This is a genomic window from Paenibacillus sanfengchensis (genome assembly GCF_036864765.1).
Classification (GTDB): Bacteria; Bacillota; Bacilli; order Paenibacillales; family Paenibacillaceae; genus Fontibacillus; species Fontibacillus sanfengchensis.
On the sequence record NZ_JBAGJC010000001.1, the window covers coordinates 428431 to 443304 of the forward strand.

A 14874-nucleotide genomic window follows, 5' to 3' on the forward strand; every position below is an offset into this window, starting at 1 on the left:
GGCAACCCCTCAGTCACATGTCCTCGATATTAAATTTCCTAAGTGTAACCAAAGCTTTAACGCCTCTGTTCCCTTTTTTCGTTACGGTGCGTCCTTGGTCATTCGTTCTTTTCTGAATATAGTCGCCGGTCAGCAAATTATAGTCGTCTTCTTCCACGCTTTCCATCGGCGTCCCATTAAAATAGCTGCCTGTCGTCGCCCCGATCAAATACCAATCGTTATCCTGATACCTGAATCTGTATTTATGGTACCAGCGCCAGTTGCTTCCACCGTAGTCGCTGATCACGACCGATCCCCGGTTGATTTCCAAACTTTCAAAAGGATCGCCCCACACGCCGCCCTCATCGGCTTTCAATAGAACTTTATCCGCAATAATGGATAAGCGATACCCCCGCTCTTCGTCCCCAAAAGCAATCAAAAGGGAACGCGGAGGTGCGGAATCCTCACTTGAGGTACCTTCAATCACGGCCGCGACATCCATGATGCCGTCCTTGTTTAAATCGCCTTCGGCTTTAGCGGGCTTATCTTCCACTAAAAGGATGTGCCAGCCTGGGGGAATCAACGAAGCCAAATCGACTTTATGGGCTATTTCGTCATTGGGTTTAGACACCTCCGGCTGAGAAGACGCCTTCGAAATTTGATTTTTCTGTTGAAGGTTCGAACTTTCCCCGCACCCAGACAGTAAACTAGAAAGTAAAACCGTCCCGTATAAGATCTGTATCATAGCCTTTTTCACATGACTGCTCCCTATCTGCTTCTATATCTTTTTTTACGAATTGCACCCGTTACAACAATGTATCCAGGTCTCCAAGTGAATGAATGACCAAATCAGGCTTCACTTCGTGCCCCCAGGATCTCCTCTCCCGATTCAACCAACAGCTCACGATACCCTCCCGCTTGGCTCCCACAACATCGGATATGGAATCTCCAATATGGATCACTTGACTGGGGTTTACACGATAGGTAAGAAGCAATTGTTTAAACATCGCATTGTGGTCATCATTTTTATAGGATTGATACTGCTCGGAAGTGAATATGCGCAGCCTATAGTCCAAGTAAAACTTGGGCAGCATCGCTTCATCCGTATCACTAACGATACAAACCTTATATTTATTTACAATTCCTTCTAAAAACCCCACTGTATCTTCGTACAATTCCGAATGGGTGTGTTCGTTGATCAAGATCCTGGTAGCCTCTAGCGGATCGTAAGTCATGCCCTTTTCCTTAAACAAACTTTCAAAACACCGTTTATAAATGTCTTGGGTGAGATGAAATTGTTTCGTCGCCCTTAGATCGTTGGAATGATCCCAAAAAAGCTCCAGTAACCGTTCTCCGCATTGTTCAGCCAGGTCAGATGTAAAGAACCCATTTAGGATCGGCCTCCAAACATATTCTCTTCTAGAATTTACGTTGACTAAGGTTTGAAACATATCGAGACTTATTACTTCGAACGGTTTCAGAGGGTTCAACCTTCCTTCAAATTACTCGCGGTCTTTTTCAATTCTTGTTTATATAGTTCGTAGTTGATTTCATCAAAGCATACGAAAATAATCCTCTTTATGTTGGTCCCGCTATTTACCAAATAGGCAGCCACTTCATCAATAGCTGCAATACAGGCCCGTTCTTTCGGGTATCCGTATATTCCCGTACTTATATTGGGGAAGGCCATGCTTTCGACGTTCTTGGAATCAGCCAGCTTTAATGAGCTTCTATAGCAACTTTTTAATTTCTCTTCTTCCAGTTTGGCTCCGCCGTTCCAAACCGGCCCCACCGTATGAATGACATAACGGCATTTCAAGTTCCCTCCGGTTGTTACCACGGCCTCGCCTACGGCACAGCCGCCCTTCTGATTGCGGATTATCAAACACTCCTCCAGAATCGCCTTTCCTCCAGCGCGATGGATAGCACCATCCACTCCGCCCCCGCCCAGCAAACTTGTATTTGCCGCGTTGACGATCGCATCCACTTCGCATTTCGTGATATCACCTTGAATTAATTCGACTATGGTATTCTTGATGGTAACTTGCACGAATGATTCTTCCTTTCCTCTTGCGGACATAGAAACTCCCCTGTCGTCCCCCCATTTTGGCGCGTTTCTCAACTTTTCCAAATGAAATTTGTTATAATCATAGTACCTTAATTTACCATGGGGAGAAAAGGATAAGAATGGATTATAGAAATTATAAGTTGCTTAAGGAAGGCCGCTATCAAAGCGTCGGGATTCTGGAGAATACATATGTATTTGAAATCAAGACAGGGATCGCGGATGTCCCCGAGTATTACCGAATTACAAAAAAGGAATTCGACAACTATGAGCAGTGGAAAGACGAGTGGATCACCGACAAAAAGACCATCTACACTATCGTTAATCGAAAATGCTTCTGCAGCGCCTATAAAAATCACGGGAATCATCCACCACGCAACCACCATTACGCTGTGGTCCAATGTCCAGAATGCCAAGTTGAGACGGTCGCCCACATCGGCAATTTGCCGTTAGGTGCCCGTTACGAGGTAACATGCCCGCAGTGCGGCACTATTTTCTCCCAAACGAAAGATTAGCCATATGAAGCAGAAAGAACCCCGCTCCCAAGAAAGCCTTTCCGAGACGGGGGTTACACTTAATCCTTTAACGCTTTGAGTCGTAACAAAATACAGGTGATATGTCCGTTCAAAATGGCCTGAATAAACAAGCCTTCGTTGTACCGGTCTCCGCGGATATAGCTGGTCATTAATTTTCTCAGCGTGTCCAGATCCGCACTCCTGACGGGTTCTTCGATCGGTTTGGCCAAATCCGTGAAAACCTTGTGTTCAGCCAACCATTCGTGCCAGTTAAAAACGATCAGAAAGCCGGTGCGATCCAACTCTTCCCGAAACCGTCTCACTTCCGGGCTTTCCCTATAATATCCGTTGACCACTTCGTAAAACGTATTGTCGGTATTCTGAAAGTAATCAAGGAAACTGATTAAACTCTCGATCTCTTGTTTCGTAAGCTCTTTTTGTTGCGACATCTGCCACTACCTCGTTTCGAGACGAATTAACATTTTGCGCCGGACGTAAACGCCGTATCAGTCTTATCCTATAAATACTATAACCCCTTCTTCGGAGAAGGCTTCCGTCAGCTTGGTCTTTAATAATTCTACTCGGGAACAAAGATGTAAGCCATCTTCCTTACTTAAATTTTGTTTAGACCATTTCATGAGTTGCGAAAGCTCCTGAAATAAAAGGGGGAGATCCTCTTTTTGGATATCCACCCCGGATTGGAAAAGAGGGATGTATTGCAATTTGAGTTCAATAGACGCTGGAATCCAGCACTTACAAAAGAAAGCCTCAGAAGCTACGGGGACATAGAAATCCCTGTCCTTAGGCTCGATGATCATGGCCGCGACAGACACCGGTATAATCTCCTCCTTTTCAATCGTGGATCCGTGGCTCATAGCTGCCTCTACTTTCCTATCAAGATTAGCTCCTCATCTAACCATGGATTGCTCTGAATGATTTTATTCACGCGTTTTAGGATGGCCGACCCTTGAGACAAATCTGACATCCGGCTTAGCAAAATCCAGCGCAAACACGCTACAGCTTCAAAAATTTCAGCATCCTCCAAGGAAAAATCAGGGATGGATGCCCTGAATTCAGAGGCATAAATCCGGCCGTATCGTTCACCGACGTAAACCCGTATTAAAAAAACAGACCAAGCTATGTCATATCTGATGTCGCCCAACTGACCATTCGTCCAATCGATGATCGTTAACTTGTCCTGATGCTCCAAAATATTGCCTAAATTATAATCGCCGTGGATGAAACGATCCTGCCGAAGTTCTATCCGGTCCAACAGCCTAACCATAGTATTTTTCAGATCATGATGTTGCTCCAGCCGAGGAAAAAAGTAAGCCACAAAATCGTGCTTCGGAATAGACGTCATATCCCCGTTTACATGATAGTTATGGACTTGGACCAGCATATGTACCATTCTTTTCAATTTACTTTTGTCCAACTTGGAAATGGGCACCCCGTCGTAACTGGTCAGCAATACGGGATTTTGATTCACATCCGTTCCCCAACCGTACGGTTTGGAAACACGGACCCCCTTGTTATACAGTTCGGATAGAAAGTAATATTGCTTTCCGACATTCGGTTTCGAATCCTTGTTCCATATCTTAAGAACATATGCGCCATGTTCGGTTTCTACCTTGACGACTTCAGCTTCAAGTCCCGGCTTTAGAGAAAACAGCTCGCGGCGACTTGTTAGATGGGTAATCGCCGCCTGGTCAGCTTCGACCCATTGGATATCGGAAATTTGAGTAATGGTGTTCTCCCGCCTTTCACAAAAATGAACTTAAAATTACTCATAGCTCTAATTCTTCAATTTTTTGATTCAACGTATTTACTCTATACATCTGTACGACATTACCGGATTCATCTTTTCTATTCACCACCTCGACTTCAGGGCCGGCGTCTAATTCTTCATTCCATTCCGCACCGCTATTAATCTCTAGATTATTTACATCCTTCAAATGCAAATAATTCCTAAGAAGTTCAAGGGGATCGAATCGTTTTAAGCCCTTATATGGATCCCTAACCAATATTCTTTCTTTATGATATATTTCACTCATTTCATCACTTGCTTGCTCCAAGTCTAATCGAATATGTATTTCATCTTTTAAAAAAGTAAGGATTCCCCTACCTTTTCCGACGGAATCATCAAATATAAAACTAGCTTTATTCCCCTCCAACTGAAAATCACTCGTTGAATCCGTTAGTCTGTACGGATTATATAGGAATATACTGATACTCCCTAGATCTCCATTATTTTGACTCACATCTATCTCCGCGCTATTTAAACAATCACTGCATGTGAATTGATTAAAATCCTTGTCTGTCCATGATCCCTCATAATTTTGCAGATCTATTTTTGAGAGTTCTATAGGCTCATCCTTATTTGCGTTGTTTTGATTGGCATTGCATGCAACCAACAAGATCAGCAAAACCCATCCGCAAATGAATTTGTATTTCATCCGAATCACGACTTCTTTCCCGAGTAATTTTACAGCTCTCTGTTAATCCGACAAATTCCGTTCATTTTCTCCTTTAGTGACTTTATCCATCATTCAGCGCTTCTTTTGATCAACTCCTTCAACTCTTTGGCTTCACTTAAAGTGAAACTTCCCGAAATGCTAAATTCCCCAGAAACTAAAACCGCCTGTATCGTTGGAGCTGCGATCAACTCCCCATTACAATAAATCGACAATTCTTCACCGTACAACTGTCGGGTTATTTCTTCCAGCTTTTTCGAGTCTTTAAATTGCCCAACGACAAAATATTGATTATATTCTTGACCTAGTTCAACTTTTATGGAGTCCGCTTTAAGATCAGCTCCTGTAGCCATTACAGTTCCTTCTTTGTCTTGAAAGGTCACTTCTACTTTGTCCGGGTTTGACTGTGTTTCTTCGGGTACGTTCATATCAAAAGGGGAAGCATTCGAAAATAAAAGGGCCAACAAAAAATATAACAAAATATTCAATTTCATAGGCTTACTCTCACTTTCTAAGGTAGTCCTTTAAGGGGTTCATATGGTGCTGATCATGCCAAATAAAATCCCTCAAGTATTGCGGGATATGAAAGACATTACCGTCCCCATCCGTATAATTTTGTTCCACCGCCTCTTCCGGCAGCGCTTCGATCGTTTCTATGATCTTTTTACGATAATATATGGCCTTCTCCATCAACTCGTCTGTCGTTATCGTTTTACTGTAAACCATCGCTTCCCGGTTAAAGTCATCATAGTTCAAATGTTTGAGCGTAAGTTCGGTGTTCGTTGCAATTTTGTTGATGGCTTCTTCGTAAAAATACTTATCCCACAACATCATGTGACTGATGATATCTTTTATCGCCCATTTTCCGGGTTCCAGGCTGGAAGCCCAAGTTCCCCCATCCAGATCCTTTAACGTGCCTACGAAAGTAATCCATTCTTCAAAAGATTTGATTAAATCTTTCATCTCCACGGACATTGACATTGTCGATCGCTCCTTTTCCCTTTGTAATCATCAGATGGCCTTAACATCTAAACGCATTGGGGAGGGTGTTAGTTTTGTCGAGTTCATCCAACCCCGAACGTACTTTCAAAAAATGGACCCGTACCTCCCTGGATGTACTTCTCAATCATATTTCTTACCGGTAAGGGTAGCAGATTATGTATACCCATCTCATCTATAGGAATCCAATAAAATTCCAAATGGCTTTCTTGGGATACCGGATTATTTGTGGGGTCTGCGTTTTCCAAACGGGCAACAAAAACATGGCCGATTTCCTGGTGATACACTCCCTTGTCTTCATAGGCCGCTTCTACTGCCCCGATATATGCTCCAAGCTCACTCTCCAAGCCAAGCTCTTCGTAGATCTCCCTTTTCAGTGAGGTTCGAATGCTTTCATGAAACTCCACATGGCCACCCGGTAAAAAGGTATTATCCATCCCTTTACAATGAGCAACCAAGAGATGGTTACCCGCCAGTATGAGGCCTCGAGCCAATACGTGGTATTTCTGTGGCTGGTCTTGATTTTCCATCCGAAAATCCCCTCTCATTCTGCTATATCGGAAATTACTTGCTATTTCGGCCGACACCGCAACCCCTTACTCGCGCAAAAAAACAGCCCTAAATCAAAAACAGGCTGGGTCACTGGATGATTTTCTTCCATGATTATACAGGCAAACTCCCTCGTTAGGGTAGCCCTAGCGACTACAAAGTCATTTTGGCAGCTTTAAAACTATATCGGATATAGGGTTTTCCCTAATTACCAATGAAAACCATTGTAAATTGATAGGGAATTGCGGCTTAAAAAAGGTGCGTTTCTCAAACCATTTTTTTGCTGGTTTTATTCAATCCCAGGGGGATTATTCCGATAATTCAAGTATATACAGTTTGGTGTTTATTGTAATGGGGATGAAAACTTTTTGAAAAAAGACCGATTTTCAAGGTTGACACGGAGGTGCAGGCGAAAGTGACCACGATGATGTCTCACAGAGGAGGTTGATGATCTGAAATAATGAAGTGTGAAAATAAAATAAAACGAATTCGTCGTTACGTGGCTGGGTTACTGGTTGTTTGGTTGTTCTGTATACATAGTGTTCCCGCTTTTGCAAACAGAGCCTTTAACGATATTGAACATTCCTATGCGGCCGATGCGATTGAGGCCATGGCTGCTCAAGGTTATGTAACCGGTTATGAGGATGGGAGCTTTCGGCCTTTGCGTTTTATTTCGCGGCAGGAATGCGCAAGCATTTTCGTCAAAGCCTTAAAGCGAACATCTAATAACAAAGGTCTAATTTCTTTTCGTGATGTGTCAACATGGGCTCTCCCTTATGTACAGGTCTTGCAGGAAGAGAGCATTACTAAGGGAATCGGTGACCAATTATTCGGTGCCAAGTACAATTTGACGCGCCAGGATATGGCCGTTTGGTATGCCAGGTATTTCGGAGTTTCTGAAGATACCCCATCCGCTGGGATCTCCAGCTTTGTGGATCGGTCCGATGTATCGGACTATGCCCAAACGAGCGTGTGGCTGATGGAGCAATTAGAGCTGATTGAGGGGGATACGAATCATTATTTCCACCCCAAACAATTTGTGAACCGGCAGGATGCTGCGCTAGTTGCTTATCGAGTATGGCTTGGCGGGGACGATCTGAGAGAACGCGCCCAGCGCTTACTGGAGTCATTAGGAAAAGGAGCTGCAACGACGAACCAGCCGACCATCCCAACGGAACCGAAGAAGGCAGCGGTTGACCTGGCGCCGGAAATTAGCAGCCAGCGTGCGAATTCGGAAACCAAGGGGCCTAGAAGCCATAGTCCTAGACCTGATCCACCGGCAGGTCCAGTTACACCAACAGAACCGGTAACACCGACAGAGCCGGTAACGCCAACTGAGCCGAAGCCGGAGCAGCCGGAGAAACCACCAGGGTCTGACCCCAAACCACCAGAAACACCACCGGTGAAACCACCAGTGACAAGACCAACTCCGTCAAAACCACCGGTGCTTCCAGTGGGTGATTCTGAAGATTTTGTAGCGGATGAGGTCGTCATCAAGGCGCCGGAGCTGGTAAATCAACCGGAAACGTATCCTTCGTATCAGTTGTCCTTTCAACTCTACAATGTTGGGCGACCGGTAACCATTCCCGCTGCCAGCGTCACAAGTGTAACTTATACATTTAGTGATGAATTAGGTGTTTTTGATGAACAAGGAAAAATCGCCCATGCCGAAAATATACCGACGGCTGACAGCTTCATTCCTGTAGGGATAAAAATGACCATTGCCAAGCCCTATCAGGTACTTACAGCACAGACCAAGCTAATCGTGAAAGGGAAGACTCCGCCAGCAGAGGAACCGAGTGTAATCAGGTCCGTGTACTTGGCGACGAATAACATTCCGCAGTCTACTGCTCTAGATCCTGCATCCTGGAGTATGCCCTATGTATTTCAGAATGCAAAAGGAGAGGTAATACCATCAGGTTTGTTACCGTCAGACTTGAAGCTTCGGATCGAGGATTCCAAGGGAATATTTGATAAGGATGGGCACATTGCCAACCTGCATCTTATTCCTGCAGTGGGCTCTGTCATTCCATTCAAGATTGAGGTTGAATCGCCATCCCAGGGAATTCACTTCATCTCCGATGCCGAATTGACGGTAGTACCGGGAGAACGCAAAAAGCAATATTTTGCTGTCTCACTAATGCTGCAGGGGCAAGATCCGGGCAGTACGACCACGGTGGAACAAATCGAGCAGGCTCGTCAATTGCTGATGGACCACTTTGGCCCTAACATAAAAGTAACTTGGGCCATGGAGAATAGATTTGTTTTCGTAGAAACGAATCGCCCGCAGCTTAAAAAGGTTTTGGAATACGTCGACCAGTATGGGGATGAAGTCGGTATTTTGGACGGGTATCCGAATAACCTGTATGAGCTCCCTTTATGGGAATTGCGGATGAACGAGTGGTTGTATATGTATCGTTATAATGCGCTCACTGAGCTGCACCAATCCGGTACGATGAGATCACCTTCGGTGTTTGAAAGCATGGATACAGACCAATATCGGAAGTATCTGCCTAAATCATTGACCAGCTTTACGGTGAATCCCGAGCAAACCCAATGGCTCAAAGATCACTTTAAGATCACTTCCGCGATGGGGTGGTCGGCTACACAATATAATGTGAACGGCATGTTTGGTGAGGGTTCACCGTTGATGCCTTACTGGTCCAATAAAGACAATCCGATGGTACCTGCGCAGAGAGTTTCGGATAATAGCGGCACCGTATTCATGAATTCGATTACGATTGATCCGATTGGATCGCGCTATACCAAAGATTCCTCACGCTGGACTCTCCATCCGGGTGACCCTTATGTATATGAAACGGATGCGGCACCACAACTGTATATAGCACAACAATATTTGGATAATCCGTTTCAACGTATAAATACGGTAAATTATATGTCCATTATTTTGGACATTAACTGGCTTGCCGGCAATCATAACATGTCTGAAATATGGGAGAACTTTGTGAACCACTTCCCTGTTGACCGGGAGGTCGAGGTTGTAGGCGTGGACGGACTGAAACAGATTTATGAATCATCAGCCGGATCGAATAATGATCATGCGGAATTTACGCTCATGTTCAGAGGCTCCGGCTTTAAAACGGCTATGGACTCCAATAATTCACCGGCCAATCTGCGCTATTTGTGGACGGAAAACGCCTCACAGCGGATTATTTTATCCAAAGAGGATGGAGACGAGGCATGGTCCGTTATTGATTTCACCGACTATACTCGCAGCCCGGTTCCAAAGACACCTTACAATCTGAACAAAAAAACAGATGTAAGCTATATCACCGGAAGGAACTTCAAGCTAAGTCCTACGGCTCCGTTAACCGCAGAGGAAATTCAGCGCATAAAGGATCGTTTGAAGGAGATTTACTTCGCTGAAGAAGTGAACTATCAGTAAAAGTCCGAAGCGGAGAACGTTTGAGGAACTGAGGTTTAAAGAAAAAGAACCGAGAGCATATCGCTCTCGGTTCTTTTTTTGAGCTGCCCGCTTGTGCAAATACTCCATATGGAGGAAACATTCTACGAATCCTTGTTCGATGCTCTTCCAAGAACCCCTTGATCTGCTGATACGCCTTCTCGAAGCTAGCACCCGTTGCCTTCCATTTCCCAGTCATCTTTTGGAGACTACTAATCCACTTTCTGACCCACAAAGAGCCCGTGATTGCTCATCCCCAGGATCGAGGGCTCCGAGCAGGTCCGTAAGTGGTATGCGACCCATTGCTCAAACTCTGCCTCACTTAATGTATTCACCGTATCTCGCAGATATAGCCCGATACCATCCGTGGCAATATTTGCGATTTTTCTTATATTTTGTTTTGTTAGCAGCTTGTCGATCTCGCTTGGCGAATGAAAATAGGCATCCGTCCAAAAGCCCGGAGCATCATGCGAAAAAATCCTGCCCTCATCCAATATTTTACTTACCCATGATTCATCCGCCTTGGTCTTTATCATCTGAACATGTTTTGGCGTTATATCTGTTGATACAACAGTGTTTCCCTTTTCCGCGTAATAAAAAGAATAAATCCCCGTACCCGCTCCTAGATCAAGAATTTCATGCTTCTTCGAGATATGCTGGTCCAGCACATGGGTGGTAGTAATGAATTCAAGTCTTCTGGAATAGTCCGTTGTGAGTCTGGATGATTCATCATAATCGTATAATAATTGATGATTGCCTCCATGGTTTATTCTCCCCTTGGTTTGCTGTCTATGAGAAGTTCTTACTCTAACTCACTTTTCTAAGATGTCAGCAGCCCCTTATTTATTTGATGGCATCGTGTCATAAAGATATATCAATCATTGGACCAAATTCGTCTTCAATCGCCGAAATTACACGGAGATAAAAACGGGTCGATGTCCTTTCATAAGTAACCCCCCTCTCACAGCAAAATTTCAAATTCGATCTCATGCCTTATCGGGATCCCGTCTTCACTAGTTAAGGGGATAGACGGTTTAAGCTTTCTTGCCGCCTCCACCGCATGTCTGTGTATAGCCTTCATATCAAAGCCACGCTTTTGATAAAACCGAATCGCCCTTATATTCTCATTGGTTGTCACTAACCAAACTCTCTTGCAATTTGCTTTCTTGGCATGATCGATTACTAGTTGGAGCAGCGCTGAACCTATGCCATGGTTTTCTTTTTTGCTTTCAAGCGAAACGATTTCACAATCCTCATTCTCAATAAGGTAAGAGATAGTGCCAAGCGTTCCCTCGTCTGACATCGCCACAAAGCCAGGGAGGGCATATAAATCATGCAGCCTCCCGTTTGTAGCAACAATAGCGCCATCGAAAAGATCGGAGGTATGAATGGTTTTTACTTCGCTGATGTCTTTAAATATCAAGAATTTTTCCCCCACTCAAAAAAAGTTGCGCAAAACCGCTTCCTACTCATGAAAATGCTCAAAATACATAGCGAAGTGTCGATAGATCTCTGTAAAACAATTTACATCCAACTCGTAATGCCCCGTAAACTCCATATTCGTTTGTTCGCCTTCATAGTAGATAATTCTATGAGCATATCCGCCATTCCATAGACTCTGATAGGTCATCTTGGCGGAGACCTCTTTGCTCAGATCTTCAAACCACTTCCGAATCGATATGGATTGGGAGAACAGCTGATCCGTCTTCCACTTTTTCGGAATAAGGCGTACCTTGACCATATCTTCTTCGCCGCTAAGCTCTTCAACCAAATATTCGATTTTTTCGATTTTTACTTTATAACCCTGCTCAATATACTTATAGATGATATCTTTTCTAAAATGCGGAACGACGCCTTGAGCTATACCATACTCTTGTTCGCCATGACCCTCTTCCAAATACTTCATCAGTGTCGAGTCCAAATCAAACTTTAAAACGACCTGGCTGTTGTCAAAGTATCCATGCCTCTCAATATAGTTCCGCAATTTATCCATATGGGTTTTCTTAATGATCAACGTGTATTCCTCTTCAAATTTGTAACTCGTCTCATACGAGGTGAGGATACCGGGTAAATGCTTAACGAATTCGTCCATCATCTGGCGAAAGTTATGTTTACTTACATGGTAAATGCCATCCCTTTTTAACTCTAAAAAAGTTTCAGCTCCATTTAAATAGATGATTCTATGTCCTTCGGACTCTAAATCCAAATAGGTAATCCTTGCATCTACTTCTTTGCTCAATGCGACAAACCAGCTTCTCACGGACATGGAATCCTCGAATAGCCGGCTCATGTCAGATGTGACCGCCGTAAATCTAACTACGAGCTCCTCGGCATTTGCATGAGGAATCCGTTCATCGTAATCGATTCCGCCGATCCAAGCCCGGTTGTCCGGCAGCAGATACTGTTGAATTTCATCTTTATCGTAGTGCGGTTTCCAATCATATCCCCCTTCCAAATACTTTAGAACATGGGAATCCAATTCGAGATAGGCTCTGAAACAATCCGGCCGATCAACCTTTCCATGCTCTTTCACGAAATGAAATAATTCATCTCTTTTATCCTTTCTCATCACAAGCACATAACTGTAGTCGAGCCCCATCTACATGGCCTCTCCTTTCTGGCGGCAAATCTTAGGCTATGCTTAAACTCATGACGATTTGTTCTCCGATCGGTCCCATTCTTCTTTCCCCCGTGTCCACAAATCCCACTTTCAGATACAACTGTTGAGCCGGAATATTTTTGTGATTGACCACCAAGACGACTTCATCACAACGCTCAAATTCTTTTCTCACAAAAAGAGGCAGCTCAAGCATTCCTTTTCTAGCATATCCCTTGCGCTGCTGTTGTGAATTGATGGATAAAGCCGTTAATAGCATAGCGTTTGGATTGGCGGTATAGTCTTTAACCCGGTCCGTGGCATGGAGCAGAAAAAATCCCACAGCCACCCCTTCATCTAATATAACGATGGGATACTGGCCTTCCGTTACGTTGAGCACTTCACTTGGCAGTGCCGTAAATTGCCGCTGTTCATCAGGAAGCTCAAATTTGTTCAACTCAGCGAAATGTTCTTCCGCCAAATGAACCAATTCAACGTCGTCTAGTTTATCCATCTTGCTCTCCTTAATAAAAATATATCTCAGCTTCTGTTCGACCCATGAAGCCTAAAATCTTCCCCGCAAAGCGATTTTGTTACTTCAATTTCCGTATGATGGGTTTCTACTCCTCCGACACTGGTTCCGCCGGTTCCCCTAATGTTTACACAAGTCGGGTCGATGGCCATCCGGTTGCCTTTTTCATCCACATAAAAATACTGATCGATAACCTCTCCGTAATCATACATAGGGTTCGATGTCTCGTATTTCCCGCTTGAATCTACGGGTATAACGTCGTATTTCCCCTCCCTTTCGAGGAGTGGAGCTTCTTTTACATTATAAGTGACCCTAATAATCCCCTCGTAACCTTGCGGTATAAGGTAGAGATCATAAGTTCCTCGTTGGTATGGGGAAGCACATCCGACCGTTAAGGCTAAACACAAAATAATGTGGAGCATTTGCTTCATATGCCAGGTCCCTCCACTAAAGAGTTCTAAGATAATCCGTCGTCCCCGTTAATTCGGACCATCTGGCCGAAAGAAACTTTGCATAGTTTAAAGGGCTGATCCCGTAAGTCCCCAAAGAATGGCCGTCGTTGATCTCCACCAACTTCATTTCGCCATTGGGGTCAACTCCGAAATCCATCCCGTAGGCGGCTGGTGCATCGATAAAATCACGAACCGCATTCTCAACAACCCCGAGATCTATTTTAGAATCCCAAGCACCTTTATAGTAGCGGACATCAAGGATCTGACCGTATCGGATAAAACAACGCCATTCCGTTTTAAAATGCACCACTTCGGAGCACCAAATCGTCGTCAGTTCATCCTCGTCATTCAATCCTATAAAATCCCGATACTCTTTCACAACTCGCCCGGCAAACTGTTTGGTCGTGTCTTTAGGTTTAATAAATACATCCCAGTCCTGTGGTTTCTGGATAAGTTCTTGAAGGGTGGTGGCCCAAATTTTTCTGCCGAAATAGCGTGACAAGGAAGCCGGATAATCGATTTCGCCCTGTTTTCTTTCAAACCCTAAAATTTCAAGGCGCTTTCTCACGTTTCCGATTCCTCCAACCAGGATATGTTCAGGATCAAACTCCCTAATCTCCTGTACGTCATGGAATTTAACGGTCTCCCAACCCAAGGAAGTAAAACCCTCATTAGCAATAAACGCGTTTACGTTGTAAAAATTTCCGTTCCTATCTGTCTGAATATAAGCTCTCATCATTCATACTCATCCTTTAAAAGACCATGATAAACAAGATCCTCAAAATGATCCCACTTTTTAACATGGTGTCTTAATTTTCCTTCATATTTCATGCCTAATTTGGTCATTACTTTTCCCGAGGCGGGATTTTTCCCTAAATGGCATGCAAAAATGCGGGTTAACTGCATTTCTCTAAATCCGTAATCAATGATTCCTCTGGCGGCTTCAGTACAATAACCCTGATTTCTATACTTGCTTCCAATCCAATATCCAAGCTCTGCATGCTCAAACCTTCTATTAATACTTAATCCTATAGCACCGATTAAATAACTTTCATCCTTATGTACGATAGCCAATTGAAGTGCCCGATCTTCATTAAAATTGTTAGCATGCGTTTCAATCCATTGTTCCGCCATCCCATCCTCATATGGATGTGGAATTGTTAACGTCATTTCGGCAACAGATTTTTCACCGGCCAAGGCCTGGACTTCTTTGGCATCATCTAAACAAAAAGGTCTTAATATAAGCCGTTCCAGTTGAATTGCAGGCAATTTCTTCATTTGCATCCCCC

The 14874-nt window shown here is 43.9% G+C and carries 19 protein-coding genes; 2 read left to right on the forward strand and 17 right to left on the reverse strand.

Translation table 11 applies throughout. The annotated features are described in order from the left end of the window. Positions 1-13 precede the first annotated feature (13 nt). The 3 genes from V4U84_RS01995 to V4U84_RS02005 all read right to left on the reverse strand — a co-directional run bounded on the left by V4U84_RS01995 (position 14) and on the right by V4U84_RS02005 (position 2029). A complete protein-coding gene (locus V4U84_RS01995) occupies positions 14-610 on the reverse strand; it encodes a hypothetical protein (protein WP_334076643.1) in 597 nt (198 codons plus the stop codon). A 175-nt stretch (positions 611-785) separates the two neighbouring features. Continuing rightward, positions 786-1430: an HAD family hydrolase gene (locus tag V4U84_RS02000; RefSeq protein ID WP_334076777.1), complete on the reverse strand. Its 645-nt coding sequence runs from the start codon at positions 1428-1430 to the stop codon at positions 786-788. Between the two features lie 35 nt (positions 1431-1465). Then, entirely contained in the window at positions 1466-2029 is a 564-nt protein-coding gene (locus tag V4U84_RS02005) for an O-acetyl-ADP-ribose deacetylase (protein ID WP_416367199.1), read from the reverse strand. A gap of 137 nt (positions 2030-2166) precedes the next feature. On the opposite strand from V4U84_RS02005, the gene V4U84_RS02010 reads away from it, so the two are divergent. Next, complete coding sequence (locus V4U84_RS02010; protein WP_334076645.1) at positions 2167-2559, forward strand: hypothetical protein; 393 nt, start codon at positions 2167-2169, stop codon at positions 2557-2559. Positions 2560-2618: 59 nt separating this feature from the next. On the opposite strand, the gene V4U84_RS02015 is transcribed toward V4U84_RS02010, so the two are convergent. The 7 genes from V4U84_RS02015 to V4U84_RS02045 all read right to left on the reverse strand — a co-directional run bounded on the left by V4U84_RS02015 (position 2619) and on the right by V4U84_RS02045 (position 6562). Next, entirely contained in the window at positions 2619-3008 is a 390-nt protein-coding gene (locus V4U84_RS02015) for a DUF6508 domain-containing protein (RefSeq protein ID WP_334076646.1), read from the reverse strand. A 63-nt stretch (positions 3009-3071) separates the two neighbouring features. Then, complete coding sequence (locus tag V4U84_RS02020) at positions 3072-3392, reverse strand: hypothetical protein (RefSeq protein WP_334076647.1); 321 nt, start codon at positions 3390-3392, stop codon at positions 3072-3074. A 50-nt stretch (positions 3393-3442) separates the two neighbouring features. After that, positions 3443-4306, reverse strand: a complete 864-nt coding sequence (locus V4U84_RS02025; protein WP_334076778.1) for an aminoglycoside phosphotransferase family protein — start codon at positions 4304-4306, stop codon at positions 3443-3445. A 40-nt stretch (positions 4307-4346) separates the two neighbouring features. Continuing rightward, positions 4347-5015: a hypothetical protein gene (locus tag V4U84_RS02030; RefSeq protein ID WP_334076648.1), complete on the reverse strand. Its 669-nt coding sequence runs from the start codon at positions 5013-5015 to the stop codon at positions 4347-4349. Between the two features lie 89 nt (positions 5016-5104). Continuing rightward, positions 5105-5527, reverse strand: a complete 423-nt coding sequence (locus V4U84_RS02035; RefSeq protein ID WP_334076649.1) for a SecDF P1 head subdomain-containing protein — start codon at positions 5525-5527, stop codon at positions 5105-5107. Between the two features lie 10 nt (positions 5528-5537). Beyond that, entirely contained in the window at positions 5538-6014 is a 477-nt protein-coding gene (locus tag V4U84_RS02040; protein WP_334076650.1) for a DinB family protein, read from the reverse strand. Between the two features lie 83 nt (positions 6015-6097). Further along, entirely contained in the window at positions 6098-6562 is a 465-nt protein-coding gene (locus V4U84_RS02045) for an NUDIX domain-containing protein (RefSeq protein ID WP_334076651.1), read from the reverse strand. 479 nt (positions 6563-7041) lie between these two features. Here V4U84_RS02045 and V4U84_RS02050 point away from each other — a divergent pair, with 479 nt between their 5' ends. After that, positions 7042-9987 (forward strand): S-layer homology domain-containing protein, encoded by a 2946-nt coding sequence (locus V4U84_RS02050; RefSeq protein ID WP_334076652.1) that lies wholly within the window; start codon positions 7042-7044, stop codon positions 9985-9987. A gap of 230 nt (positions 9988-10217) precedes the next feature. Here V4U84_RS02050 and V4U84_RS26885 read toward each other — a convergent pair whose 3' ends face one another. The 7 genes from V4U84_RS26885 to V4U84_RS02080 all read right to left on the reverse strand — a co-directional run bounded on the left by V4U84_RS26885 (position 10218) and on the right by V4U84_RS02080 (position 14863). Then, positions 10218-10673 (reverse strand): methyltransferase domain-containing protein, encoded by a 456-nt coding sequence (locus V4U84_RS26885; RefSeq protein ID WP_416367200.1) that lies wholly within the window; start codon positions 10671-10673, stop codon positions 10218-10220. Positions 10674-10966: 293 nt separating this feature from the next. Next, entirely contained in the window at positions 10967-11428 is a 462-nt protein-coding gene (locus V4U84_RS02055) for a GNAT family N-acetyltransferase (protein WP_334076653.1), read from the reverse strand. Between the two features lie 42 nt (positions 11429-11470). Then, positions 11471-12604 carry a hypothetical protein gene (locus V4U84_RS02060; protein WP_334076654.1) on the reverse strand — a complete coding sequence of 378 codons (1134 nt, stop codon included), beginning with the start codon at positions 12602-12604 and terminating at the stop codon, positions 11471-11473. Between the two features lie 31 nt (positions 12605-12635). Further along, positions 12636-13115 carry a GNAT family N-acetyltransferase gene (locus V4U84_RS02065; RefSeq protein WP_334076655.1) on the reverse strand — a complete coding sequence of 160 codons (480 nt, stop codon included), beginning with the start codon at positions 13113-13115 and terminating at the stop codon, positions 12636-12638. Positions 13116-13141: 26 nt separating this feature from the next. Further along, complete coding sequence (locus tag V4U84_RS02070) at positions 13142-13564, reverse strand: DUF6843 domain-containing protein (protein WP_334076656.1); 423 nt, start codon at positions 13562-13564, stop codon at positions 13142-13144. A gap of 16 nt (positions 13565-13580) precedes the next feature. Beyond that, positions 13581-14324: an ATP-grasp domain-containing protein gene (locus V4U84_RS02075; protein WP_334076657.1), complete on the reverse strand. Its 744-nt coding sequence runs from the start codon at positions 14322-14324 to the stop codon at positions 13581-13583. Then, positions 14321-14863 carry a GNAT family N-acetyltransferase gene (locus V4U84_RS02080; protein WP_334076658.1) on the reverse strand — a complete coding sequence of 181 codons (543 nt, stop codon included), beginning with the start codon at positions 14861-14863 and terminating at the stop codon, positions 14321-14323. Before V4U84_RS02080 ends, V4U84_RS02075 begins: the two co-directional genes overlap by 4 nt. Positions 14864-14874 lie beyond the last annotated feature (11 nt).